Source organism: Methylobacterium sp. 10, assembly GCF_000519085.1.
Lineage (GTDB): Bacteria > Pseudomonadota > Alphaproteobacteria > Rhizobiales > Beijerinckiaceae > Methylobacterium.
The window spans coordinates 1,513,774-1,539,569 of sequence record NZ_KI912577.1; the positions used below are offsets into that span (position 1 = coordinate 1,513,774).

The following is a 25,796-nucleotide window of genomic DNA, read 5'->3' on the forward strand; positions in this document are numbered from 1 at the left end:
CGCTCAGCCCATGTTCGTCGCCCGGCCAAGCCAGGGCGATCCGCCCGCATCGGCGACCTCGAAGGATTCCAACCCATGACCACCGATATCATTTTCTCGGACGCCACCGGACTGGCCGAGTTGATCCGCACCCGGCAAGTTTCGCCGGTCGAGGTCGTTAAGGCGCATCTCGACCGCATCGCGGCGGTCGACCCCAAGGTCAACGCCATCGTCACCGTCAACGAAGGTGCGCTCAAGGCCGCGAAGGAAGCCGAAGCCGCGATCATGGCCGGCGAGGAGCTCGGGCCCCTGCACGGCGTACCCTTCACGGTGAAGGACTCCATCGACACCGCTGGCGTGATGACCCAGCGCGGCTCGCCCATCTTCAAGGGCCGCACACCCGACGCCGACGCGACCAGCGTTGCTCGCATGAAGAAGGCCGGCGGCATCCTGCTCGCCAAGACCAACCTTCCCGAGTTCTCCTATTGGATCGAGAGCGACAACCTGCTCTCCGGCCGCTCGAACAACCCATGGAACCTTGAGCGCACTCCGGGTGGGTCGAGCGGCGGCGAGTCGGCAGCCATCGCGGCGGGCATGTCGCCCCTGGGCCTCGGCACCGACCTCGCCATCTCGGTGCGCGGCCCGGCCGCCCAGACTGGCATCGTTTCGCTGAAAGCCACCCACGGGCGAGTGCCGATGACCGGCATCTGGCCGCGCGCACCGCGCCGCTTCTGGCACGTCGGCCCGATGGCACGCTCGATCCGCGACCTCGCGTTGGTCTTCTCGCAGCTTTCCGGACCCGACGGCCTGGACGCCTTCTCGACGAGCACTGTCCAGTTCGACGCGGGCGTGGGCGCCGCGTCGGGCCGCAAGCTCCGCGTCGGCTGGATGGTCGGGCCGGGCTTCGGCCCCATCGACACGGAGGTCGTGGCGACCGTCAAGGCAGCGGCCGAGGCTCTCAAGGGCGAGGGTCACCAGGTAGAGGAGGTCCGCATCCCGGCCCTGGAGCGCGACTTCGCCCTAGAGGTGTTCAACAAGCTTCACGTCATGGAGATGAAGCTGGCCTTCCGCGAGGCCACCGCCGGGCATGAGGACCAGATGTACAAGATGGCCAAGACCATGCTGTCGCTACCCGACACGTCGGTGGAGGATTACATCGCGGCGGAGCAGGCGGCGGAGCGGCTCCGGGATGGCTATGCCGCCTACTTCCGGGACCACGACGTCCTCCTGACCCCGGTGCTGCCCGTCCCGGCGCACAAGCACGGCATCAGCGAACTCGTCGTCAACGGTGAGACCGTCGACCTGACCTACCTTCAGGGCGCGACCGTTCCGCTGAACGTGACCGGCCTGCCGGGCCTGTCGATGCGCTTTGGGACGAGCCGCGAGGGCTTGCCCATCAACGTGCAGTTGGTGGGCAGCTGGCAGGCGGAGACCACGATCCTGCATGCCGCCTCGGTGCTGGAGAGCGTGAGCCCGGTACGCGGACTTCACCCGAGCCTCTGACCGGAAAACTGTCGGCGATCTCTAAGCGGGTGGCGATATCGATCGCCACCCGCCGCAACGCCATAGAAAAGTAGCGTTCCCTGGCCGCCTGAGCGACGAGGCCAGCTTCATCACGGTCGCCGAACGCTGCGTCGACGGAGGGATGCGTCAGCTCGAGCCCCGCGCGTCGAAATCCGGTCCGTCGATACAGTACCTAAAGCGTCGAGCGGGTGCATCGTGACCGCTACCAGGGCACGACCTCCTGTTCGAAGAAGAAGGAGCCTGTCGGACCGGCCTTGTCGGTCTCGGCGAGCCAGACGATCCCGGCCGCAGCCTGCTCGACCGTCCGGTAGCCGGTATGACCGTTGAAGTCGGTCGCAGTGTATCCCGGATCGGCCGCGTTGACCCGGATGCCCAGCGGGGCGAACTCCTTGGCGAACGACAAGGTCACGGCGTTGAGGGCAGTCTTCGAGCTGTTGTAGCCGAGCACGTTGACCCCGTGGAACGGGTTCGCCGGATCGGACAGCCAGCCTAACGAGCCCAGGCCGCTGCTGACCATGATGACGCTGGCGTCCTCCGAGGCCTTCAACAACGGCAGGAAGGCCTGGGTCACCCGGATCGAGCCGAACACGTTCGTCTCGTAGACGGCACGGATGTCGTCGATCCGTTGCTCGCTCGGCTTCACCGGTGGGGCCCCGAGAACGCCGGCGTTGTTGATCAGCACGTCGAGGCCGCCGTGTTCCTTCCCGATCGAGAGAACCGCCTCCCTCACGCTGACGTCGCTGATGACGTCGATCGGCAGGCTCCGCACGTCATGCCCTTCCTCCCGCAACCGCTCAGCGGCTTGCCTGCCGCGGGCATCGTCGCGGCTTCCGAGCCAGACGCGGTATCCCAACCGCCCGAGTTGGCGAGCGGTCTCGAAGCCGATGCTCCTGTTGGCGCCGGTGATAAGGACGGTCTTTCCGGTCATGGGGTCTACTCCGGTGGAACGGGCACATGCGCGCCGCGGCATTCCTCGTAGCGCCGTCCTGTCATGCCTGATAATCCAACCGGAACCGGACGGACTGATCGGAATGGCGAACAATGACGAGGGCGTGAACCTCGACGGTCTCTCCGTCTTCCTTGCGGTTTGCGAGACGGGAGGGTTCCGTGCTGCGGCCAAGAGGCTGGGTCTGTCGCCCTCGACGGTGAGCGAGAGGATCGTCTCGCTGGAGACCCGCCTTGGGGCCCCCCTCCTGATCCGGACTACGCGCAGCGTGGTGCCGACCGAGGTCGGACGTGTGCTGGCGGATCGCCTCCTGCCGGTCCTGGGCGAGGCGCGGGCCGCTCTTCAGGATGCGGCGAGTTCCCAAAGCAGGGTGCGGGGTCTCCTACGCCTCAACGTGACCGGCGCGGTGATGGTCGATATCCTGCCGCCGCTGCTTGACCGATTCCTCCTCGCCAACCCCGAGGTCAGGGTCGAACTCGTCGTAGAGGACCGGCTCGTCGATATCGCGGCCGTGGGTTGCGATGCTGGGATCCGCTATGGCGAGCACTTGGCGCAGGACATGATCGCGGTGCCGATTGGACCACGGTTCCAGAGGATCGCGGCCGCCGCCGCCCCTTCCTATCTCGACGCCCGCGACACGCCACTCAATCCGAACGACCTGCTCCGACACGACTGCATAAGGTTGCGCTTCTCCAGCGGGATGCTCGTGGCTTGGAGCTTCGAGAAGAACGGCGTCGTGGTTTCCGTCGATCCGCCCGGTCGTCTCATTATCGGCGTCGATGCCGCCGCTGCGGGAGTCGAGATGGCCTGTCGGGGTCACGGCATCATCGTGACGTTCGAGAACTGGCTGCAACCGTTGCTGGGCACGGGCGCGCTCCGGCCGGTCCTTCCTGACTGGTGGACTCGGTTCGAGGGACCGCAGCTTTATTTCTCGAACAGGTTCATGCCCGCGCCGCTGCGGGCCTTCGTGAATTTCGTCAAGGACGAGACCTCGCGGCCGACCAGCGTCCCCTGATCTGCTCGCCGACGCTCTTCCACTGGCATGTCCGCAGCAGAGACGAGTTCCAGTCTTCTAACCTCCTTACGACCGCGTCGGGCGGCTGTCCTCCGATAGCGTCGGGCCGGTATTCCCCTCAGCCGGTTTGGCCCAAAGCAAGGCCGCCGCGAGGAGGCTGGAGGTTTTAGTGGATGAAGTCAGACGGAGAGTCCCCATGGCTGGGTCCGCTAGCCACCGAGGCTGTGTGAAAACGCGTCTCGTGTCGATGCAAGTAAAAGAATTTCCTTAGAAAGCCCTCAAAAGTCGCTGTCGTGGCCATCCGGGCTATGTTTCTCAGTCCGTCATGGGGGATTGCACTCCGGCGTAGCGAAAAACCGACGTTTTTACACAGCCTGCACCCATCCCGGTCGTAGAGCGGACGGGCGGGTCCCGACCCGAGTCGGCCGTAAGGAGCACGCCTTAAGCGATCCGGAAGCAGCCTTTTGCGGCCTGCGCAGGCTCCCGAGCACTGCATTGCGGATGCCTGCGCGGAGAAGGCTCTGGGGTTGCGACTGCGAAACCAAGCTGGTGTGTTTCACTCCATCCCCCGCTGAGCCTTTGAGGGACGAAAAATTCTCCCCGCAGATGTCACTTCTACGCGGTGTCTTCTCGTCTTGTATTCAAGCATGCACGACGATGTAGCGTTAGCCGCCGTGCCTGCTCCTATGAAGAGGAGAATGAGCCGTGACTACAGTATTGACGCACCGTATCATATCTGCGGCCATCGTTGCAGCATGCGTCGCAAGCGCCTCAGCGCACGATTTAACTAGAGGCGGATCCAAGGTTTCCATTGTCTTCGATCAGCCGCTGCCGAACGTGCCCGGCAAGAGCATGAAGGGCGTTCTCGTTGAATATGCGACTGGACAGTCGTCGCCGGCCCACACCCATCCAAAGTCGGCCTTCATTTACGCGACCGTGCTCGAAGGCGCTCTGCGCAGCCAAGTGAACGACGGTCCGATCAAGATCTACAAGGCGGGCGAGAACTTCTCCGAAATGCCCGGCGACCGCCATGGCATCAGCGCTAATGCCAGCGACACCCAGCCAATGAAGCTCCTGGCCGTGTTCGTGGTCGACTCCAACGAAACCGAACTGACGACGGTCACCGCCCGCTGATCCAACGAGCGTGACCTCATCGCGGTACGCCAGCCGACCTCCCAAACTTTTTTCGCACGATGTCACAATCGACGATGCGGTCTCGTCTTGTGATGGAGCCTGCACCTTCAACAAGGACACAGACAATGACACCTCGCGTAAAGAACCCCTTCAAGCTTGCGCCCGAAGCAGTCAAGGCCATCATGACGCTGGAAACCACCCTCAATGCAAGTGGCTTGGAGCATAGCCTACTTGAACTGGTGAAGCTCCGGGCCTCGCAGATCAACGGATGCGCGTTCTGCATCCACATGCATGTGACCGACCTTCGCTCCCATGGCGAAACCGAGATGCGCCTGTACATGCTGAGTGCTTGGCGGGAGTCGTCGCTCTACACAGACCGGGAGCGGGCGGCTTTGGCATGGACGGAAGCGTTGACCCGGATCTCTGAGACGGGAGCACCGGACGCGGACTACGAGTTATTCAAGTCCCAGTTCACAGAGGTCGAGCAGGTCAACCTGACGTTTGCCATCGGCACGATCAACGTCTGGAACCGCCTGCAGGTCGGCTTTCGTGCATCTCACCCCGTGGAAGCACCCCGTGCCGCAGCCTGACGATGGGATCGAGCTTTTCGAGGCGCTCCGGCCGCGGCTGGTGCGTCTCGCCTACCGGATGCTTAGCTCGAAAGCCGAAGCCGAAGACATCGTTCAGAATGCCTGGCTGCGCTGGCATGGCAGTGACAGGAGCCGGGTAAACAATCCGGAAGCGTTCCTGTCTCGCATCGTTACGCGGCTTTGCCTCGACGAGATGAAGTCGGCTCGCGCTCGTCGCGAGACTTATGTTGGCTCCTGGCTTCCCGAGCCGATCATCGACATCGCGCAGAACGGAGTGGATGAAGATGATCTAACGCTGACGCTTATGATGGCCCTCGAACGGCTGTCGCCCCTGGAACGCGCCGCGTTCCTCCTGCACGACGTCTTCGGCTTACCACTCGACGAGGTGGCGGCAACGCTGGACCGCGAGCCGGCTTCCGCCCGGCAACTTGCTGTCCGAGCCCGTCGTCACGTCCAATCAGCCCGCCCCCGCTATCCGGTGGAACGGGAGGAGGGTGACAGGATCGCTCGCGCCTTCTTCGCCGCATCTACTAGCGGCGATGTTGCCGCTCTTCAGGCCATGCTGTCGGAGACGGTCGTGCTCAGGGCCGATGGCGGTGGCAAGGTGTCAGCCTTCCTGAAGCCGATCGTCGGGCCGGCGCGTATCCTACGGCTGTTCAAGGGTCTTCGCCGCAAGCTCGGCTCGGAATGGGCGACCATGATTGAGCCGGCATGGATCGATGGCCTGCCGGGATACATCAGCCGTGAGCGGGGTGAGATCCTCCAAACCACGGCGCTTGCCATCGAGAATGGACAGATCACGAGCATCTACATCACCCGTAACCCCGACAAGCTCCGCCATATCGCGCAGAGACTGGTGCCTTTTCAGAACGGCCAGACTCGACCACATTGATGTTCGAGTTCAGGAATTGCTATCATTAAAGCGGAAACGCGGTGAACCACCCAACGCCAGCCTGCCGTAGATATACATCAGTTGCTTGGGCTTTTCTGCCTGTCTGTCTGATTTTATCTGAAACCAAAATGACAGATATCGTTAACTTTAGCGGAGAGAGCCTGCTTTTTCGTCTCCCTGCTTCTCGTTAGCTTCCTGGAGCTCGTTTCAGAGCTCGCATGAAGCTTCACCGAGGAGGCGCATCTCACTTATTCCTATTCCAGGCCGCCCGCGGGGACATAGCGGTGTCTGTCACCTTCGAGTGCGGGCCCACTCTGTCACGACGCCCCTACCTCGACACAAACTCAGGAGCCATCATGACTGCCCTTCCTAACGAACACCGCCGTCTGCTCCTGGGCTTGGCGGCCACGACCCTCGCCGCGTCCCAGCTTGGAGGCACACAACCGGCCTGTGCTCAGGCTTCGTTCGTGGCGCGAGGGGGTGCCTTCGGTCCCGAAAGCCGGATCGAGGCCGGCCCGCTGTCCGTCGCCTACGTCGAGATGGGGCCAGCCGACGGAAAGCCGGTGCTCCTCCTACACGGATGGCCGTACGACATTCACGCTTTCGCTGAAGTGGCGCCGCAGCTTGCCACGGCGGGCTACAGAGTCGTCGTTCCCCACCTGCGAGGCTTTGGGGCAACGCGCTTCCTCGCGACCGGCACGCTGCGCAATGGCCAGCCCGCAGCCCTCGCGGCCGATATCGTGGACCTGATGGACGCCCTTGGCATCCAGAAAGCGCTTCTCGGCGGGTTCGACTGGGGAGCGCGGACGGCAAACATCATCGCCGCACTCCACCCTGAGCGATGCAAAGCGATGGTGTCTGTCAGCGGCTACCTGATCGGCAGCCAGGAGGCCGGACGAATGCCGTTGCCGCCCGAGGCCGAGCTGGCCTGGTGGTACCAGTTCTATTTCGCAACCGAGCGCGGCCGCCGTGGTTACGATAAGAACAGGAACGGCTTCGCCAAGCTCATCTGGCGGCTTGCCTCCCCAAAATGGACCTTCGATGATGCGACGTTCGATCAAAGCGTCCGGGCCTTTGATAATCCCGACCACGTCGCGGTTGTGATCCATAACTACCGTTGGCGTCTCGGGCTTGCCGAGGGAGAGGCGCGCTTCGATGCTGATGAGCAGCGGCTCGCTGCCACCCCGACCATCGGTGTGCCGACGATCACGCTGGAAGGCGATGCGAATGGTGCTCCCCATCCGGATCCTGTATCATATGCGAGCAAGTTCACGGGCCCGTACGCTCATCGTCTCGTGACGGGTGGGATCGGTCACAATCTACCGCAAGAAGCGCCGGATGCCTTCGTGAATGCCATCCTCGATGTGGACCGGCTCTGATCAAACGTAAGCTTTATTGTCCTTAGCAGGTGCCTTCGCGCGCCTACCCGAGCGCTATCGATTATGGCGTAGCAATGACTGCTTAGGCCTGCCGAACCTCCGAAACTGCCGTTCTACATTCCACCCAAGCCGGTCATCCCGATTTCGGCAGCCAGTCTGAAAGCAGTCTTTCCTATCTTCCGAAGGGCGTCAGTATTCCCCGTCCGCGCGAGCTCGAGTTGCGGTCCGCTCGGGCAGCAATCGCAACTGGCTACGCTTTCGAATCCCGTCAATGTCTTGTGCTTAGAAACGTTCACTTAGCAGACAGGCTATCGCACGGTCGTCCACGACAACCGAGAAATAACCCGTATATGAAGGGACTGGGTGTGCGATGCCAGAGTTTTATCGTTGTAGGACAATGACATATACGTTCGCATTTTCACTCTGTCTGGCGCGCCAACAAATTCAATGACTTAGCGTGTTTTTTTTAGTCTAGATTGTTCGGTGTCACCTAAGTGTCACCGAGGATCGTACTCTCGAGATTCGAATAATGACGTCCCCGTCGGTAAGACGCGATGTCGATGGGGAGGCTCGCCTCTCGCAAATTGCAAACAATGCCGAACCTCCTGCTCCCGCTCCTGCTGCCGGGGGGGGGGGCTCTGGCGGCTCTGGTACAATTGACGAGCTGAGACAGCGAATCAACATCCTTGGGGCGGGTCAAAGAAGTGTTGGTCTTGAGTTGAAATATTTATCTAAGTTAATTAGTAATATAAAATCGTATTCGGAAATTAAGCATGCGCGTGTTGAAGGTCGATTTTGATTTTGTATTACATTAAATTGACAACAATCATCAGAGGCTGTTAGATAAAATTGACGCTCGATATGATAATATGGACGTTTTGACAGACAAAAAGGCATCTCAGACAGAATTTATAAAAATATCAGGCAAAATATCGAATATTTCAACAACTTGGCAAACGATTGCGATTATTGGCGCATTGGTGGTTGGGGTTGGGGGGTGTCATATTCGCTGTCGAGACTGTCGGATTTTAGCCGGCAGCCGACACTTAGTGCGCCGTCACAAATTTCGCCTGGTAAAACTCGTTAGAGATAAATTCGCAACAGATCTGTTTTTGGGGGCAACTGAATCATCGATGTATTTCGATGGTGATCAAAAGACATGTGATTAAAGTTTGGCACCCGATAGCAGCCGCCCGTCCGGCAGGATCGGACTAGTGATCGCTGCCGCCGCTGCCGCCTCCGTCGCCACGCCGGCTCCGATGCTCAGCGCTTCCAACAGGCCGAGGGCGTAGTATTGCCCTGCGGCGACAGCCGCCACCGTCAGGGCGATGGTGAGCACGCTCTTTAAAGCGTCGCCTTGGGGGACGATTCGAATAAGGACATGCATCCCGGCCTTGGCGCGGACGCGGTGCCAGTTCTGGGCTTCAACAACATGACCGTCGATCGTCACCCGGACGTAGCCAGATCCGAGCGAGCGCGCGGCTGGTAGCGTCTCGTCCACCATCTCGGCGATCGACTGGCCCGGTAGAACAGTGAGCTTCACGCGATCCCGTGTGGGATCGAACATGTGCGGGATCGCGAGAACCTGGATGGTGTTTGGCGCGCTCTCAAGCTGCATCGGCGTGCACTCCCACGATCGGCTCTTACCAACGGTGGACGATGCGGGTCGAGATGCCGTCTCGCGTCACACTAGGTGTATGGTCCCAGGCTGAGCTGTGACGGGTCGATCCCGAAGCGATCGGGCTCTTTCGTCCAGGCGTTGAGGATGAACTCGGTGGGTGTCAGGCCGCGCAGAGTCTTGAGCCTGCGGGCATGGTTGTAGGCATCGACGAACAGATGCAGGTGCGCTCGGAGTTGGTCATGGCTGTCGTAAGGGTAGCGTTTTACCGTTGCGTCCTTGACCGTGCGGTTCATTCGCTCGACTTGCCCATTGGTCAAAGGATGGCTCACCTTGGTTAGGCGGTGGTCGATGCCATGTTCGTCGCAGACACGATCAAAGATATGCTGGCTATCGTAGATACCCCGCTGGCGTGACGTGAACTGAATGCCATTGTCTGTCAGGACAGTATGGATGCGGCGAGGACCGAATCAGGTGCGGGATCGTTGGCTGTAGACCTTGGAGGCAATCGTCGAGCGGGAGCAGTGCGTGCCGGCGGAACGCGACAATGATCGCCTCCTCCTCGACCGTGAGGACGGTGGAGCGCGGCTCCTTGGGGCCCATCCGGGCGTCTGCCGTCGTTACCCGCTTACGCCACTTCTGCACCATCGTCGGACTGACGCCGTAACGCCGGGCCAGCGCCCTTACGCTCTCTTCACGTAACTGGATCGCGCGACGGATTGCCTCCGTCGTAGTGGCGCTTCCATGGAGAACCTAGCCCATAGCGCATCCCTCGCAGAATGGTGCTCAACGGTACCACCACACCGCGGGATCAAACACCTAGACCGCAAGCAGCCTCCACCACGTCCGGGTCGCTGAAGATCCGGGAGCCGACGTCGCGGTCGCCCGTGGCGACGAGGACGGCGTCCGCACCGGTCCAGTGCACGAACTCCTTGGCATCCTGCAGTGCGAGGAGGACATCCGCGACATCGCCGAAGTCGACCGGTCGCTCGGACAGAAAGACGATGCGGTTCACGTCCAACTCTCTGAGCCGTGGCGCGAGTGACGCCCAATGGCCCGTCCCGGCCCTGGGGGTGAGGGCGTAGAGTTGGCGCAGCTTTTCCAGGCGCCTGGGCCGGTCGCCACAGCCCCCCTTCCTGCAAACGCCTGCGCAGATCCGCGTCTGCGGAAGCCTGAGCAGGGCTGGGATTATCGCAGATGGAGATAACGAGACGGAATCCGAGTTTCACGTCATGCTCGACAGCAATGCGGATGGGGACTTGTTCCCCCGGTCGGATCAAGCCCGGCTCTACTTCCCATTCCTCGGACAGGGAGGTGAGTCATTCCTCGCGCAGGAAGACATGGCCCAACTCGACTGGAGAGGATCGAGCCCCGACAGGAGGCCGCGTATGCCCGGTTTGACCCTGCGGGGCGGAAACTTCAGCAAGGCCCCCAGTCCTTCTTGCGAGGCTGGTGGGCATGCGGAGGCCTGCGCGCCGGTGGGCACGGTGATGGTCATGATGTTTTCCTGAGTTCGAAGGGAGCGGAAGGGACCCGAACTCCGGCTCGAGCGCGACGGCGCTGGAGCTTTCGTCCTGGTGTGTTCTTCCTGGGATTTGCGTCGGATACCCCGACACCCTTCTCGACAGTCCTTCTCAAAAGGCGTCGCGCATGCAGCCGGCCACGTCATTTCGGAAGAACGAAAACCAAAATTATACTCTCTGCTTCCAACTTAATCTGGCCGCGTAATTTATCAATGCGCGGATGAACCATGCTTCGACACCGATCCACAAGCCGCGTCTCGATCCATCCTCCTGCCGCACGAAATGCCCAAGCCATTCAATCCAGCTGGCTCGCAGCATAGTCGCATCCTTGACCCGATAGTGAATGATCATTATCAGGGCTTGGCGACTCCTGTTTGGCACAATCGGAGAGGGGCTAACTGCCAACGGCCGTGACGTGACCGCAGCAAGCCTGCTCGTGCGACCGCTGACCGGAAAGTCTTATGAGAGTCGCCAAGTCTCCTTAGATAGAATTGGAACGACGATGTACTGGATGCGACCGTTAAAGTCACTCACCATACTGGCTCTGGTCGGCGCTGTTACAGGATGCAACACCTACGAGCCGGTAAAGTATACGGGCCTGGAATCTAGCGGCGTTATGCGTGCTGACTCAGAAAACGTATCGGGCCGAGTGCCTTATAGCTATAACTCTCATGTAAATTGGCAGAGATACAATAGTATCTTATTTGACCGCGTGTCGATCTATAGGGGGGCGGACCAGCAGTTCGGTGATCTCAGCGACGCTGACAAGGCGGAGCTCGCTGCGTATATGCAGGAACAATTCGAAGAGAAGGCTCGCGCAAGCTTCCAAATTGCCAGCAAGCGCGCACCAGGCACCCTTAGGGTGCGCCTGACCTTGACAGGAGCCAAGGCCAACACGCCGGTTCTCGGCACCTTATCCCGAGTCGACATCGCAGGCGGTATATACAACGGCGTGCAGACGGTTCGAGGAAAAGAGGGTAGCATGACAGGGTCAATTATTTACGCCGTTGAGATCTTCGACGCTGCAACCAACAAACTACTAAAGGCCTACGTCTCTAAGCAGTACCCCAGCCCGATGAACATCGCTGCTAGCGTCAGGCCGCTCGATGCTTCGAAGAATGGGATCGAAAAGGGCGCCGAAGAGTTCGCCGCGAACCTTAGATCTTAGCGTGTCAGGTTGAGACTCCGTGACGACCGGCGATCTCGCTCATTTCGTCTGAGTTTGGCTTGGGACCGACATCTAGATTCCCTAAATAATCGGGATGGACGGCTGACGACGATAGTTGCCCACTGTCATTTGCCTGCTTGGAAAAATCGGCCTCACATGTATTGTCCTATCGACCCAGTGCGCGACATAAGCAAGCGACTCATCGAGCAAGCCACGGCTACGGATGACGGCGCACGCCTGATCGATGAATGTTGCACAGCGCTTACCGCGGCTGGATTGTCCCTAGCGTGGTTGAGCATGGCTATTCGGACAATTGAGCCGGGAACGCGCGGCATTAACGCCACGTGGCGCCGCGGCGAGAAGATGGTCTTGGAACAGGATGGGAGCGGTCAAGACCGGGAGTCTGTCTTCAAGCTCGGTCCCATACATTCCCTGCTCGCGGATGGGCGGCGCTTCCGCCGCTGGCGTCTCAACGGAGCGGAAAGCTTGCAAGCCTTCCCTCTCTTGCAAAAGCTACGGTCGGAAGGAATTACAGATTACGTTCTGCATGTCGTTGATTTTGCGCCGGGCACTGCTCTGATCGGCGTCGGTATCGCCCTTGCAAGTGACTGCCCAACCGGATTCTCGGATGCTGGATTGGCCGCCTTCGACGAGGTACTGCCAGCCCTCGCATTGGTGATTAGCAAGCTCAGTTTATCGAGGACGCTGCGGCAAACCTTAACATCCTATCTTGGGCCACAAACGGCCATGCGGGTTTTGAATGGTCAAAGCCGGCGTGGTGAGGGCAAAACCATCTCGGCTGCGCTACTCCTCGTTGATCTGAGGGCGTTCACCGCATTGTCTGAGCGGGAGGATCCGCAACGGGTCGTGGAGTGGCTCGACGAGCATTTTGAGGCTTTGGGCGAACCGGTCGCGGAGTATGGCGGAGAGATCCTGAAATTCCTCGGTGATGGATTCCTGGCTATTTTTCCGGCCCATGAAACGACCGAAATTCCCTGCGGGGTCTGCGAGAAGGCCCTTACTGCTGCCACATCAGCTATGCAGCGCAATCGCGCCTTAAACCAACGTCGACTGCTATTCGACCAGCCTGCGCTACACGCCGATTTGGTTCTTCACTTTGGACGCGTGGTCTACGGAAATGTTGGGACAAGCCGGCGGCTGGATTTTACGGTCATCGGCCCGGCGGTAAATGAAGCAAGCCGTATTGAAAGACTTTGCGAGGACACTGGGCATAGCCTGCTTCTGTCCGACAGCTTTGTTGGAAGATGCGGCCGAGACTTTCTCTCCGTCGGACGTTTCTCCCTGCGAGGATTGGAGTGTACTCAGCAGGTATGGACTTTACCAGGGCCGGCCCTGGAATAAACTTATTTGAGCTTCATCCCGTATTATTTCAATTTATTACGCCGTGAATTGTCGCTATTGATGTCATGCGGGCGACAAAGAGCTTTGATCAAAACATTCGCGACTTGATAGAAGAGCGCTGACGTGGGCTCGCCACACCTAATGACGGGCTCAGATGCAGTCTAACGGTCGAGCAAGACAAAATGGCAACTCAAATCTAGAATACCATAAATAAGAGCGCTTTCCGCCAAAGTGGATGCCGGTTCAGTGGAATAGATTGCGTTAGAACAAAGTTCTAGAACTGTACCCGCTCTAAAGTGGCATGGTGCTGCTTTAGGGATTTGGTGCGACATGAACGGACGGGTCGGCCATAAATGGGCTCCCGGGATCATTCGCACTCTTGTGTTCTAAAACACATCCCATGCGTGGCACTTCTACATCTGAAATTTTTACAGTGCGGTTTCATTGACACGATAATGACCATTCACTATCTTTGTTAGGTGTCGTGGGGGGGCGCTTACCGTGGTGGACTGATCGCCGAAGCTAACCGCAGGGCGCATCTGTTGTAGCAATTCGCAAGTTCCGGATGCGTCGTAAGTGATGGAGGACGTTGCAATGTCCATAGTAAATCCGGCTCCGATCGAAAAATCATCGAAGACTTTTTCAGGCACTTCGCAAGAACATTTGGCTCGCCAAATGCCTACCCCTTACGTTAGGCGGCTCGCCTACTTTTTTGCATTGGTGGCTGTAGCCGTCTGCAGTCTCACGATAGCTGAGCCGCTCAGGCGGGCCGAGCCCTTCATCGGAAGCCGGATCGCTGACATGTTCGTGTTCTCGCTTCTGCGGAATGATCCAGAGCGCCTCGTACCTACGTTCGCGACTGCCCAGGTGCCCTCCCGTGTTCGATCCAATGCGGCGGGGCCGCTATAATGAATCGCTAAGGGCATCACGCGCTTCAGTGCGCTCCAGAGCCGAAAACCGGACCGTAAAGATCGCTCACAGGTCGTTGAAATTACGACATGTTCGATTGAGCCAATCCACGCGCTGTAAGCTTACAAATTTTCATTCGCTACAGCGAGTTGAATGTCGGTTTTGCGCAGCCCATTGGGGATTTAATTTTTTAAATCTCTAATTCACCTGCAAATGCCGTGCTCGAAGCTTGCCGCATGTCCGAGCGATAGCGTCGGCGCGCGAAACGATTCCCATAGAAGATCGAGGCGTACGCGTCATGAATGCCCTCAACGAACCGATCGCCCTACGCTTGAAAGACCTGACTAAGGCGGCAGGCGTGCCGTTCCCGGCCAGCGCCAATCCGGACCTGACGCTACGTGGCGGAGCCAGCCTGGAGACCGCAGAACCCTGGAATCTCGCTTACATGGACGACCATCGGTACGCAGCTCCGCTGCGCAGAACCCGCGCAGGCGCATGCATTGTCTCCGATCGTTTCGCCGACTTGGTGCCCCCGCAAACGGTGGCCATCGTGGTGAAGGATCCGCCTATGGCCTACGCTATAATGCTATCCAGGCTTCATCCGGACCTTATGCGGCCCAAGCCGCATCTCGCAAGGGCCGGAGATCGGACGGACGGGCTCATCCATACCGGCGCCCGTATCGAGCCTGGTGTCCTCCTCGATCCGACCGTGGTCATTGGCGACCGCGTGACCATAGGGGCCGGGACCACGGTCGGGGCTCATTCTGTGATCGGACCCGACGTTAGTATCGGTCAAGACTGCTCCATCGGTGCTGGAACCACGATCGTGCGAAGCGATATTGGCAGCCGGACGATCATTCATCCTGGGGTCCGCGTCGGCCAAGACGGCTTTGGCTTCGCAATGGGCGCCAAAGGCCACTTTAAGGTTCCCCAACTCGGTCGCGTCGTCATCGGGAGCGACGTCGAGATCGGCGCGAATACGACGGTCGACCGCGGCAGCGGGCGCGATACCTTGATAGGAAACGGGACGAAGATCGATAATCTAGTCCAGATAGCCCACAACGTACGGATCGGGTGCCACTGCATCATTGTCGCTCAAGTCGGCATCGCCGGCTCGACCGTTCTTGAGGACGGCGTAGTGGTCGGCGGCCAAAGCGCTATCGCAGGTCACCTGATTATCGGTCGCGGCGCCCAACTCGCCGCAGCCTCAAAGCTGATGCGGGATGTCCCTGCCGGCGAGCGTTGGGGCGGGATGCCGGCCAAGCCAATCCGAACTTGGTTCCGCGAGCAGATGACCCTCACAAAGCTCGCGGAGCGTTCCGCCGCTTCCCATGAAGTTGAATGGTGGGCCTCGTCTGGCCCCGACTCGAAAGTTTGAGGCCGCCGCTATCCCAGTTGGCGACGTCCAACGCTCCCTTGGAGTTTTCCATGTCAGTTCTGACTTCAAACCTCGTCGTCGCACTATCCGCCTTTGGTCTTACATGCCCCGGCAGCCTAGTATTCCTTAGGTTGACTCCTGGAGGACTGCAACGGTACAGATTATACCTAAAATAACAGAACAAAAACCAGCGAATAAGATGCATCAAATGACTGCGTGTTACAGTTTAAACTCGCTAAAACCATAATAGAGTTATCTATCAAATGGAGTGATATTATGCCACTGATGCAGGCTTTGCTTATATGGGTGCTTATCATCGCGCCACTTGCGCTATATATATATTACATCGATCTGTGGCGGCGGCTCTAAATTACGCCTGGCGCAAGCATGGTCTTACCGAAGGTGATTTTCTCCGTGGCGGAAGCGATTGAGGTGCGTCGCCACCGCATCTTGAGGGTGTCACTAAAGTGAAAGCATCGGACGTAATATCGTGGATAGTACCATCATCAATTGAAATAATAATGATCATTCACTATTGTCGCTCTACGTTAGAGGCCGCAGCGTCCAACTAGCCGTACTACCAAGCTGTAATGTGCTCTCGAATGCCGCGCCGCGCTGAGGGTACCTCCTCCGGCCTTTTTCCTCGAACCAAGGGCCGCATGAAGCGTCGAGGCGATCGACTGACATGAACTGCGCGTCGAAGAGGCACCGTGACATGATAATGACCAATCACTATGATGCGACTTGTGTTTCTGGCGTGCCAGTTCTCTTAAACTCGGCGTACGTCTTGCGGTTGGGAAAAGGTCGCATACGGCATGCCCACTGCGCGGCGGTCTGTGCGTGCAATGATGATGGAACGATGATGAGCGCTCTCGCTAGTAACGCGACCAAGACGCCTCCTGCCTTCACAGCGCGTCAGGACCAGATCTTGGATGCGGCGGAGACCTGCTTCGTGCGCAACGGGTACCATCGCTCGACCATGCAGGATCTCGCCCGCGAAGCGTCGATGAGTTCGCCGAATATCTACCGCTACTTCGTCTCGAAGGAAGCGGTGCTACTATCGATGGCCGAGCGCGAACGCCGCCGCGCCACGGATCGCATAGCCGGTCTGGAAGCGGCAGGCGACAAGCGCGCGGCCTTGATGAGCATCATCGCCTACTACCATCTCGAGATTCCGCGCGAGGCCACCATCCTCCGGGTCGAGCTCTGGTCCGAGGCCACGCGCAATCCCGAGATCGGCGCCATCATGCAAGAGCGCGAGACGCAGAACGCGGCTTGGTTCATCGATACCCTGACTTCACTTGCAACATCCCCGCATTGCGACCCGGAGGCGCTCTACGAGGCGATTGTTGGGTTGCTGAAGGGCATCATCGTCAATCGGGCTGTTCTGCCCGATTACGATCCCGCCCCTGCCGTCGCCCAACTCCACGCCCTTCTCGACGCGGGGCTCGCCGGACGTCTGCCGATCGAACCCTGGCGTTAGGCTCTACCAAAAGGTCGCCCCGCCCGGATTCCGCGGAGCCGCCGACTTTAAACCAGAGCACCCTGCTTTGAAGCTCCCCGTTCCGATGCGGATCGCGGGCTAGCGGACGGCTACCCTAATCGAATGGAGAATTCGAGCAATGATCATGATTCCTCCTCGTCTCGTAACGACTGTCCTAATCGCTGCGACTACCTTCTATGTGGTCGGGCCAAGCGTTGCTGAGGCTGCTGAGCCCATCGGAACCTGGCTCACCGAAGATGGGCGCGCGCGAGTGCGTACGGAACGTTGCGGACCCCAGGAAAAGAATTTGTGCGGCTACGTCGTCTGGGTTCCAAAAATGGGTTCCGAGAAGGGAAAACCTCGCAGTGACGCGGAGAATCCTGATCCAAGGAAGCAAGCCCGGCCAGTGCTCGGGCACCAAATGATAATGGGGCTAACGCCGAGCGAGGACAACCGCTACACCGGCAAGATCTACAATGCCGACAACGGCAAGCAATACGACGTCACCATATGGAGCGAAAAGGTAGGCGAGCTCTCGGTTGAAGGCTGCATGCTTGCTGTCCTGTGCGGTAAACAGACTTGGAAGAGAGTGGCGGATGTCCTGCCCGGACAATTACAGGGGCCCACGGACGATGTGAACGGGCCGCGCGCGGATCGAGAATGGGCACCAAAGCATCCCGCGACAACGGCCAGCATTGCCCCCCGAAGGGACGCCGGGTCTGTGTCGACGTCTGCACCTAGCCGCTGATCTGCGCTGAGACAGCTCTCTCCATCACGGCCTCGACCAGAGCATTCCAGATCCGCGCAGCCTTGAAATCAGGCTCGCGGTTGGCACCGGTCGGTCGGCGCGGAAGCGCCCCCCTCTCGTCGCAGATCGACCGGTCGCTCCTCACGCAACACCATTGATCGACAGTTGGAACGGAGCTCGCATCCATGAGACCGATAGCAATGGGATTGGGCATGGCGGCACTGATCGTTTGCATTGTAGTCAGCCCTGCCATCTCACAAATTGTCGTAGACAGAGATCGCACGTCTGGACGATCATTCGTCGATGGCGGCCCGGAAGCCGATCTCATTCAAGACTGGAACGAGCGCCACCGGTCGTACGACACTTGGAGCCAGAGCTGCGGCAACATGGGTCCGAATGATGTCATAAGCATTCTCCAACGGCGTGGGTTTCAAATAATAAACGTCGTAGATGTCGGTCCTCGCTTCTTGGTCAATGCTTCCCGAGACGACGAGGAGGTTCTTGTCAGCGTTTCCCGAACCGGAGAGATCGTCGGCGTCGTCCATGATCGCAATTAAAAATGCCAGAATTGTCTGTCACTTGCGCCGGCAGAAAAGAACATATTCTACATAATAATTCAGTTATACGTTACGTTCGAAAAGTTCCTAAGCGGATGTAGTGAATATTGGGGCTAATATTATTATCCGGATTGATTTATTTATTTAGCTGGAATGCGATGCAAATGATGATCCTGGGTGCCATGATCCGCTTCCAAAACCAAGGTAGCGGGTGATTTGCCTAGGGTTATGCGATGCTGTTTCTGTAAGGGGGGCATCGTTGACGTTTTAGCCAGTTTCAAGGTTGCCTTGTGGCGGCGTAGAATCCCTACTCCAATACGGCTGGCTGGGTCGTGTGCAGGATGTATCGAAAAGTTCATCGAGAATGAGAGGCGGTGCGCCTGATCTGTATCGCGTCAAAAGGAGGATGGCGCCCGCCGGGGTGCCGAAGCTTATCGTTCATGCCCTCGTGTCGGATGCGCGTCGTTCCCCAGTCAGGACCACCCACCGGAAGGTATCCCACCCTTCACGTTTTAGTGGAGGGACGCGCTATGGGCCAAGTTTTTTTACGGAAGCGCCACAATGACTGATGCGCTCCGTCGAGCGATCTGGCCTGCTGCCGGTTCTGCGGACGCACAGTTAAGCTAATCTCACCTTCCGCTCGTATTCAACGGGGCTAACATCGCCGATGGTCGAGTGTCGGCGGACGGCATTGTAGAACCTCTCAATGCAGTCGAACACATCGGCCCGCGCCTCGTCACGCGTGCGGTAGACCTTGCCCCTGATCCGTTCGATTTTTGAGCGACGAGAACAGGCTCTCCATGGCGGCATTGTCCCAGACGTTGCCAGACCGGCTCATCGAACAGGTGACGCCATTGTCGGCCATCAACTTCTGGAGCTGCTCGCTCGTATATTGGCTGCCCTGGTCCGAGTGGTGAAGCCGGGCGTCAGGCTTGCCCCTGCGCCAGATCACCATGATGAGCGCGTCGGTGACGAACTGCGCCGTCATCTCGGGCTTCATCGACCCGCCGACCAGACGGCGGGAGAACAGGTCGATGACGGCAGCGACGTAAAGCCAACCCTCTTCCGTCCAGACGTAAGTGAAGTCGGCGATCCAGCGTTGGTTCGGCTGCTCGGCATGGGACTCTCGGTCGAGCGCGTTCGGCGCGATGGTCGAGCGCTGCCCGTCATCCTTCGGCAATCCACGCCGGCGCGGTCTTGCACGGACATACGCCACCCCCGGCTTCAGGAAACACCCAATCTCGGTGTCCACGAAACCGGCAGGGGGCCAGATAACCCCAGATGTGCTTGGGCTTAAACGGCGGCTTGGGGCCGACGAGGCGGCCGAGGTTCCACGGTCGACCGGTGGTGTCACTGGTCGGAGCATGATGAAACTCCGTTTGAGGAGCCATCAGCATCTCACCGCGATCCGTCCGCCCCGTAGCTCCGCGCATGAACTAAAACTGCGTCGTTGCCTCGGATCAGGCGTGCCGCCACGAAAGGGCATGCACTCGGCATCGACCGCCCTTACAACTGCCCCATGCCCGATGCCCTGTTCTCGTCGGCCGCGGCCCGCAACGCCGCCCCGATCGCCGAAATCCTCGAACGCGTCCTCTCGCCCAGCGGCCTCGTGCTCGAGATCGCGAGCGGATCGGGCGAGCACGTCGTCCATTTCGCCCGTGCGCTGCCCGCGCTCGACTGGCAGCCAAGCGATCCCGATGAAGCGGCCCGTCGCAGCATCGTTGCCCATGCCCGTGCCGCCGGGCTGGCGAACATCCGGTCGCCGTTGGCGATCGACGCGACCCATCAGCCGTGGCCGGTGGCGCGGGTGGACGCAGTCGTCGCGATCAACATGATCCACATCGCACCCTGGGATGCGACCATCGGGCTGATGGCTGGCGCGGAAACGACCCTCGCTGAGGGTGGTGTGCTCTACCTTTACGGTCCTTTCCGAGAGAAAGGTGCGCACACCGCGCCGAGCAACGCCGCGTTCGACGACAGCCTGCGCGCGAGGAATGCCTCCTGGGGGGTCCGCAAGATCGAGGCGGTCGTGGCTGCCGCAAAAGCGCACGATCTGCATCTGGCGGAGCGCATCACGATGCCGGCCAACAACCTCAGTCTGATCTTTCACCGAGGACGCCGAGGATCCGCCGTCGACAGGGAGGCCGCACCTTGACCCCCTCGCGCCCGACCAGCGCGGTTGTCGTCGGTGCGTCCGGCGGCATCGGCGGGGCCTTGGTCCGCGCGCTCGCCGAGCGTGCGGCCCACGTGCCAATCTTTGCGCTCTCACGCTCGGGGGCGTCAGTCCCGAAGGGCGTCCGAACCCTTTCGATCGACCTGAGCGACGAGGCGACGATTGCGGCGGCGGCGGCCAGGGTCGGCGAAGCCGGACCGGTGGGTCTGGTCATCGTCGCCACCGGCCTTCTTCACCAGACGGGCGTTTCGCCCGAGAAGACGGTCAGAGCGCTCGACCCCGCCACGATGGCCACCGTTTTCGCGGTCAACACGATCGGCCCCGCGCTCGTCGCCAAGCATTTCGTGCCCCTGCTGGCGCCGCGGGGGCGATGCGTGTTCGCGGCCCTGTCGGCGCGGGTCGGATCGATCAGCGACAACCGACTCGGCGGGTGGTACGCCTACCGCGCCTCGAAGTCGGCGCTGAACCAGATTCTGCGAACGCTCGCGATCGAGGTCGCCCGCAGCCGACCGGAAGCGATCGTCGTGGGCCTGCATCCCGGCACGGTCGCCTCCGGCCTGTCGCGGCCCTTCCGACCGGACCCGACTGCCGACGGCGTCTTCTCACCCGAAGAGAGTGCGGCGCATCTCTTGCTCGTACTGAACGGCCTGGGCGCGGACGACACCGGCGGCGTCTTCGCTTGGGATGGCTCGCCGATCCCCGCCTGAGCGCGGTTTCGGCCCGAACGGATACCTGGGGCGAAGCCATGCGATCATTCGGAGCTGGGATCGCTGACGACATGCGCCAAGAGCGAAAGTTGGACACGTGCCTTGAAGTGGACGTTCTTTTCTTTACCCAAATTCGTCGCAGAGGTCGCTTGAGTCACTTGGCCAAAGCGGACATATCGAGGGAGTGTGCGGTCGCCACTGCAGTAAAGATCGGGCGTTCTGTCCTTCGAACGGCCCCACGTTGCTGTCTCAGCCCAGTTAAAAAAGGCCGACACGTTAAAGCCCTTCAATGGATCAGTGTTCCCGGCCCGGATCCTCGTCACCAAAGCCGGATCGATGAAGAGGATGCGGCCAAGCGCGATATGATTGAATTCATAGTGTTCCACAATGTCGGTCAGGCGCTGGCTCACCGTGTCGGCATCGTGCTGGCGTGCACCGAGCCAAGACCAACCAACAGCAGCATTGTCCGTGATCTCGGCCTCAGCCGGATGAGCGTCACGACATAGCGCGCCCGTTTCCTCCCCCATCGCCTCGACGGCCTCGTCGATCTTCCTCGCTCCGGTGCGCCGCGCACCCTTGAGGGCACAGCGATCGAAGGGATGATCACCCTCACTTGGAGAGCCAGCCGAAGAACGTCACCCATTGGTCGACGCGCGCCATGGCTCGACGATCCGACAACGCCTGTGACGCGGTGTCCTCGAGCAAACAGACGATCTCGAAGCTGCGATCCATGCCAACATTGCTCAGATCAACGCTGCCCCGAAGCCCTTCGTCTGGACCAAACCCGGTGACAGGATCCTCGGAAGCGTCGGACGCTTCGGTTGAAGAGCTTCCAACTCGGACCATGGGAAAGCTTTTGACAGGACGATGAAAATTCATTCGCCCTGTCAAAACTTAATGTTTTACGACCGAATTCTGGTCCTCGACTTCAGGCGGCCCGGACCGTTGCCAGGAAGCGCGATACTTCCGCGGTCAGATGCTCGGATTGCCGCGATAGTTCGGAGGCCGAATCCAGGACCTGGGTTGCCGCGGCTCCGGTCTCCTCGGCCGCGTGGGCCACCCCCGAGATATTGGACGTGACGTCGCTCGTCCCCGAGGCCGCTCGACTCACGTTGCGAACGATCTCCTGCGTGGCAGCGCCCTGCTCCTCGACGGCCGAGGCGATCATCGTCGCGACGCTGCTGATCTCCTGGATTCTGCTCGTGATGCTGCCGATCGCCGAAACTGCCGCGCCTGTCGAGCCCTGGATGCGGCCGATCTGGGTGCCGATCTCGTCTGTCGCCCGCGCCGTCTGGTTGGCGAGCTCCTTGACCTCGGCGGCCACCACCGCAAAGCCTCGGCCTGCCTCGCCCGCGCGGGCTGCCTCGATGGTCGCGTTCAGCGCCAGCAGGTTGGTCTGGCCCGCAATGGACGAGATCATCGCCACCACGTCCCCGATCCGGGTCGCCGCCTCGCTGAGATCGCGCACGAGGGCTTCCGTCCGGGTGGCTTCCGTGACCGCGTCACGCGCCAGGGTTGCGGAATTGTCGACCTGGCGACCGATCTCCTGGACCGACGAGCCGAGCTCTTCGGCCGCCGCCGCAACGGTACCGACGTTGGCGGCGGCATCTCGCGCGGCCTCCGCGACGGTGCCCGATTGATGGGCGGTGTCGGCGGCGTTCCCGGCCATGGCCTTGGCCGTGGCTTGCAGCTCCGTCGCGGAGGACGAGACCGCTCCGACGATGCCACCGACAGCGGCCTCGAAGCTCCCCGCCATCTCGTGCAGCATCTGCCGCCGCTGGGCCTCGGTCGTCCGACGCATTTCCTCGGCCAGCGTGCCCCGGCGCTCCGCTTCCTCCTCGGTGACGATCCGGATCCGGTCGACCGCTCGGGCAATCTCACCGATCTCGTCGCCGCGCTTCGCACCCTCGATCTCGGACACCGCTTCGCCGCGGGCCATGATGGTCAGGGTCCGGGTAAGTCGGTTGATCGGGTTCGTGATGCTGGTCGAGAGGAGATACATCAGGACGAGCGCAATAAGTGCGATGCCGCCCGACACGCCGAGCTGCCAGATCAGGTCCGTATGCGCGCGGGCCGACAATCCATCGCTGAGCTTGACCGCTTCCGCCATGACGAGGGTCCGCGGGACGGCGATCAGGACCGACCAGCTACTTCCGGTTTGCCCGAGGGTGACAGGGGCGACGACCCGGATCTCGTCGAGGGCCTCGTCGCGGCCGACGAAGGAGCGTCCCGACCGCATGGTCTCGGCATAGGCGTTCCAGCTCGCATCGACGCTGGCGAGGGGGCCGCCGATGCCCTGGGGATGGCGGCTCGACGCCACGAGGAGGCCGGCCGGCGAGACGATGGCGACCGAGCCCTTGCCCGCGTAGATCGAGGCGTTGACGGCCTCGGTAGCCTTCTGCACGAATGCAAGGTCGAAATCGGCACCGGCCACGCCGCGGAACTTGCCGTCGATCACGATCGGAACCGAAATCGTCGCCAACTGAACGGGCTTGCCCTGCACGATGTAAGGCAGCGGCGCTAGCATGCTTTCCCGTCCGCTCTCCTTCGGTCCGATGTACCAGCCGCCACGCATGACGCCGTTGGGGTGAAGGGCGCGGCTGTCGTATTCCACCAGGGGCTGGACCGCGATCTGCCCGTCGGCGGAGCGCGTCCAGTAGGGCAGGGCCCGGCCCGTTCCGTCGGAGCCGACCTCGCGCCGGTCCACGTGTTCGGCATCAAGGCCGTCGATCGCGTTCGGCTCCCAGGCGCTGTAGGTCCCGTTGAAGTCCGGGTTGCGCTTGAGCACGCTCAGCAGGATATCGTTGAGCTGTCCCCGGCGGATCGTGTCGCGGGACGCGGTCTTGCCTCCGGCAACGACGCCGAGAGCGCTGCTCATGTCGCGGGCTGCCGCGAAGGCAAAGTCGATCTTGCCCTGGATGGTCGCGGCTTGGGCGGTTGCGATCGAAAGCAGGTTCTCGCTGCTGCTCTTGTCGAGGATCTCTTCCGTCGACCTGTTGACGATCGCAGCACTGTGGATGTTGGCGCGCGCACCGTAGCCGACGATCGCCGCGGAGACGAGCACCACGCACGCCCCGGAGATCGTGATGATCTTGAACTTGATCGAGCCCAGCGTGGAACGGGTCCCGGATGCGGAGGTGGACGAAGGTGGAATTCTGTCGATGGACGTCGTCACGGCTGCACTCGCGCTGGAGAAGAGAGCGTGAGTGTGACGCCGGGGACCTCTCCGATCGCTAAATGCCACCACCGATTCTGCGATGCCGACAGTGTTCGAATGATTGGAATTTGCTCACGGCGAAGATGATTTAGGGGACCCTATGGCGTTCGTTTGCAAAAATGAACGCAGAACGGTCTTTCCTGGGGCTTCGCTGTCGTTCTTGATTACAGTAAGAAATGAAAGTTCTGCATCAAACCTAGAGGCGATCAAACAATATCACGCCAGTCAATTGGACTTAAGTCCGAAATTCCCTGAAACATTCGGCATTGCAGATTTTGAGAGCATTCAGCTCCCCCCGGTGGTTCGGGCATCCTGTGATGGGACAGCCGATCGCCAGGCGTCAGGCGGGCCGAATTCCTGGTTTTGCATTGGCCTCGAAGGTGAACTCGATCCCTGCGGCTTCCAAGACCTGTCGAACGGCCAGGATCGTGTCGGGCCGGGCCTGCGTCGTCGTGGCCTCCGATTCCAGACGGCGCACGGTGGAGACCGAGATACCGGCCCGGCGGCCAAGCTCCCCCGCAGACAGGCCCGTCATGCCGCGCGCGCCACGGATCTGCTCGACGGTGATTTCCTGCGCGGCGGTTGCGCCGGCAGCTTTGGCCGATGAGGAGGAAACGCGATGCCGGTCAGAGAGGTCGAGACAGATGCCGATCCATTCTCGGACGGACCCATCCCGGTTCAAGATCGGGATGCCGCGGGCATTGTACCAACGGTAGGTGCCATCAGCGAGTTGAAGACGGTAATCGGTATTGTAGGGCTCGCGGTGGCTTACTGCGAACTGCCACGTCGAAGCGGTCAGATCGCGGTCATCGGGATGGATGGCTTCGAGCCAGCCGTCCCCCTGGACTTCGGCTTGGCTTTGGCCGGTCAACATCCGCCATTGTGGCATGTCCTGTACGCGGCCATCGGGGCTGACGGTCCAGACCACCGCGGCTGTTGCCTCGATCAAGGCCTTGAAACGGTCGTGACCCTGTTCGACCGACATCTCGACTTCGTACCGAGGCGTGACGTCCTTGACCATTCCGATGGCAAGCTTTGGGCGGCCGTCGGGGCCGACGAGCACCTCGACACGGTGCAAGACCCAACGCTGAGTCTGATCCGGTCGAATGATGCGGAACTCCCGCTGCATCGGCTGACCGGTACGCAACAGTGGCAAGAGATCGGCGTGCCGGGCCCGGTCTTCGGGATGCATCATCTCCTTGGCAAAGCCGAAGGTCAGCGCAATGGACGGATCAAGCCCGAAAACGCGATAGAGACCGATCGATCCCTCGATCAACTCACCGTCCAGATCGCCCGACCAGAAGCCGATATCGATGGAACTCTCTACGAGCCTCAGAAAATGTCGTGAAGAAAATCCGCCCTTCGCCTTGTCTGTCGTGGCTGCCCAGGAAGGGCGCATGAGGGACCGTGCAGGCATAGCGTGAATCCTTCGCCACAGAGGGCTACGCCGCGTGAGCGGTTTCTCATCAGAAATACACGGATCTTCGCAAAGAA

The 25,796-nt window shown here is 60.5% G+C and carries 20 protein-coding genes and 3 pseudogenes; 14 read left to right on the plus strand and 9 right to left on the minus strand.

The genetic code is table 11. The features are described from left to right. Nucleotides 1-75 precede the first annotated feature (75 nt). Nucleotides 76-1,482 carry an amidase gene (locus K368_RS0106900; protein ID WP_027171753.1) on the plus strand — a complete coding sequence of 469 codons (1,407 nt, stop codon included), beginning with the start codon at nt 76-78 and terminating at the stop codon, nt 1,480-1,482. A gap of 223 nt (nt 1,483-1,705) precedes the next feature. Here K368_RS0106900 and K368_RS0106905 read toward each other — a convergent pair whose 3' ends face one another. Further along, nucleotides 1,706-2,431, minus strand: coding sequence for an SDR family oxidoreductase (locus tag K368_RS0106905; RefSeq protein ID WP_027171754.1), 726 nt, complete (start codon nt 2,429-2,431; stop codon nt 1,706-1,708). Nucleotides 2,432-2,534: 103 nt separating this feature from the next. Between K368_RS0106905 and K368_RS24120 the strand changes: the two genes are divergently transcribed. From K368_RS24120 to K368_RS0106930, 5 genes are all read left to right on the plus strand, one after another. Continuing rightward, nucleotides 2,535-3,464 (plus strand): LysR family transcriptional regulator, encoded by a 930-nt coding sequence (locus K368_RS24120; RefSeq protein ID WP_036266041.1) that lies wholly within the window; start codon nt 2,535-2,537, stop codon nt 3,462-3,464. Nucleotides 3,465-4,181: 717 nt separating this feature from the next. Continuing rightward, entirely contained in the window at nt 4,182-4,598 is a 417-nt protein-coding gene (locus tag K368_RS0106915) for a cupin domain-containing protein (RefSeq protein ID WP_036266042.1), read from the plus strand. Nucleotides 4,599-4,723: 125 nt separating this feature from the next. Beyond that, nucleotides 4,724-5,188: a carboxymuconolactone decarboxylase family protein gene (locus K368_RS0106920; RefSeq protein WP_027171756.1), complete on the plus strand. Its 465-nt coding sequence runs from the start codon at nt 4,724-4,726 to the stop codon at nt 5,186-5,188. Beyond that, entirely contained in the window at nt 5,175-6,080 is a 906-nt protein-coding gene (locus K368_RS24125; protein WP_036266043.1) for a sigma-70 family RNA polymerase sigma factor, read from the plus strand. Before K368_RS0106920 ends, K368_RS24125 begins: the two co-directional genes overlap by 14 nt. Before the next feature lie 356 nt (nt 6,081-6,436). Continuing rightward, the gene (locus tag K368_RS0106930; protein ID WP_027171757.1) at nt 6,437-7,459 is read left to right on the plus strand and encodes an alpha/beta hydrolase; all 1,023 of its coding nucleotides are present in this window, start codon (nt 6,437-6,439) and stop codon (nt 7,457-7,459) included. A gap of 1,165 nt (nt 7,460-8,624) precedes the next feature. On the opposite strand, the gene K368_RS0106940 is transcribed toward K368_RS0106930, so the two are convergent. The 3 genes and pseudogenes from K368_RS0106940 to K368_RS0106955 form a co-directional block, all read right to left on the minus strand. Beyond that, complete coding sequence (locus tag K368_RS0106940; RefSeq protein ID WP_027171758.1) at nt 8,625-9,077, minus strand: hypothetical protein; 453 nt, start codon at nt 9,075-9,077, stop codon at nt 8,625-8,627. A gap of 71 nt (nt 9,078-9,148) precedes the next feature. After that, nucleotides 9,149-9,797: pseudogene (locus K368_RS24130) on the minus strand (integrase core domain-containing protein). Nucleotides 9,798-9,888: 91 nt separating this feature from the next. Further along, nucleotides 9,889-10,092: a hypothetical protein gene (locus tag K368_RS0106955; RefSeq protein ID WP_155935042.1), complete on the minus strand. Its 204-nt coding sequence runs from the start codon at nt 10,090-10,092 to the stop codon at nt 9,889-9,891. A gap of 851 nt (nt 10,093-10,943) precedes the next feature. On the opposite strand from K368_RS0106955, the gene K368_RS0106965 reads away from it, so the two are divergent. The 5 genes from K368_RS0106965 to K368_RS25890 all read left to right on the plus strand — a co-directional run bounded on the left by K368_RS0106965 (nt 10,944) and on the right by K368_RS25890 (nt 17,648). Beyond that, nucleotides 10,944-11,768, plus strand: a complete 825-nt coding sequence (locus K368_RS0106965; RefSeq protein WP_348625528.1) for a DUF3313 domain-containing protein — start codon at nt 10,944-10,946, stop codon at nt 11,766-11,768. A gap of 156 nt (nt 11,769-11,924) precedes the next feature. Continuing rightward, the gene (locus tag K368_RS25885) at nt 11,925-13,130 is read left to right on the plus strand and encodes an adenylate/guanylate cyclase domain-containing protein (RefSeq protein WP_081739523.1); all 1,206 of its coding nucleotides are present in this window, start codon (nt 11,925-11,927) and stop codon (nt 13,128-13,130) included. A 1,207-nt stretch (nt 13,131-14,337) separates the two neighbouring features. Then, on the plus strand, nt 14,338-15,417 hold the full coding sequence (lpxD, locus tag K368_RS24135; protein ID WP_051439793.1) for a UDP-3-O-(3-hydroxymyristoyl)glucosamine N-acyltransferase: 1,080 nt from the start codon (nt 14,338-14,340) through the stop codon (nt 15,415-15,417). Nucleotides 15,418-16,279: 862 nt separating this feature from the next. Next, nucleotides 16,280-16,900: a TetR/AcrR family transcriptional regulator gene (locus tag K368_RS0106980; protein ID WP_027171763.1), complete on the plus strand. Its 621-nt coding sequence runs from the start codon at nt 16,280-16,282 to the stop codon at nt 16,898-16,900. 145 nt (nt 16,901-17,045) lie between these two features. After that, nucleotides 17,046-17,648, plus strand: coding sequence for a DUF2147 domain-containing protein (locus tag K368_RS25890; RefSeq protein WP_348625544.1), 603 nt, complete (start codon nt 17,046-17,048; stop codon nt 17,646-17,648). 293 nt (nt 17,649-17,941) lie between these two features. Here the strand turns inward: K368_RS25890 and K368_RS0106990 are convergent, their stop codons facing one another. Both K368_RS0106990 and K368_RS24140 read right to left on the minus strand, forming a co-directional pair. Continuing rightward, nucleotides 17,942-18,193, minus strand: a complete 252-nt coding sequence (locus K368_RS0106990; RefSeq protein ID WP_027171765.1) for a hypothetical protein — start codon at nt 18,191-18,193, stop codon at nt 17,942-17,944. A 630-nt stretch (nt 18,194-18,823) separates the two neighbouring features. Beyond that, nucleotides 18,824-19,412, minus strand: a pseudogene (locus K368_RS24140) (IS3 family transposase); the annotation flags it as partial. A gap of 312 nt (nt 19,413-19,724) precedes the next feature. Between K368_RS24140 and K368_RS0107000 the strand changes: the two are divergent. Both K368_RS0107000 and K368_RS24145 read left to right on the plus strand, forming a co-directional pair. Further along, nucleotides 19,725-20,360 carry a DUF938 domain-containing protein gene (locus K368_RS0107000; protein ID WP_027171766.1) on the plus strand — a complete coding sequence of 212 codons (636 nt, stop codon included), beginning with the start codon at nt 19,725-19,727 and terminating at the stop codon, nt 20,358-20,360. Next, nucleotides 20,357-21,085 (plus strand): SDR family NAD(P)-dependent oxidoreductase, encoded by a 729-nt coding sequence (locus K368_RS24145; protein WP_036266044.1) that lies wholly within the window; start codon nt 20,357-20,359, stop codon nt 21,083-21,085. Before K368_RS0107000 ends, K368_RS24145 begins: the two co-directional genes overlap by 4 nt. 44 nt (nt 21,086-21,129) lie before the next feature. Here the strand turns inward: K368_RS24145 and K368_RS26530 are convergent, their stop codons facing one another. Then, nucleotides 21,130-21,495 (minus strand): hypothetical protein, encoded by a 366-nt coding sequence (locus tag K368_RS26530; protein ID WP_155935043.1) that lies wholly within the window; start codon nt 21,493-21,495, stop codon nt 21,130-21,132. On the opposite strand from K368_RS26530, the pseudogene K368_RS25900 reads away from it, so the two are divergent. Then, nucleotides 21,472-21,910 (plus strand): annotated as a pseudogene (locus K368_RS25900) (helix-turn-helix domain-containing protein); the annotation flags it as partial. The gene K368_RS26530 and the pseudogene K368_RS25900 sit on opposite strands and share 24 nt — an antisense overlap. A 103-nt stretch (nt 21,911-22,013) precedes the next feature. Here K368_RS25900 and K368_RS0107030 read toward each other — a convergent pair. Both K368_RS0107030 and K368_RS0107035 read right to left on the minus strand, forming a co-directional pair. After that, the gene (locus K368_RS0107030) at nt 22,014-24,260 is read right to left on the minus strand and encodes a methyl-accepting chemotaxis protein (RefSeq protein WP_245259526.1); all 2,247 of its coding nucleotides are present in this window, start codon (nt 24,258-24,260) and stop codon (nt 22,014-22,016) included. A gap of 382 nt (nt 24,261-24,642) precedes the next feature. Further along, on the minus strand, nt 24,643-25,719 hold the full coding sequence (locus tag K368_RS0107035; protein WP_027171770.1) for a PAS domain-containing protein: 1,077 nt from the start codon (nt 25,717-25,719) through the stop codon (nt 24,643-24,645). Nucleotides 25,720-25,796: the final 77 nt, after the last annotated feature.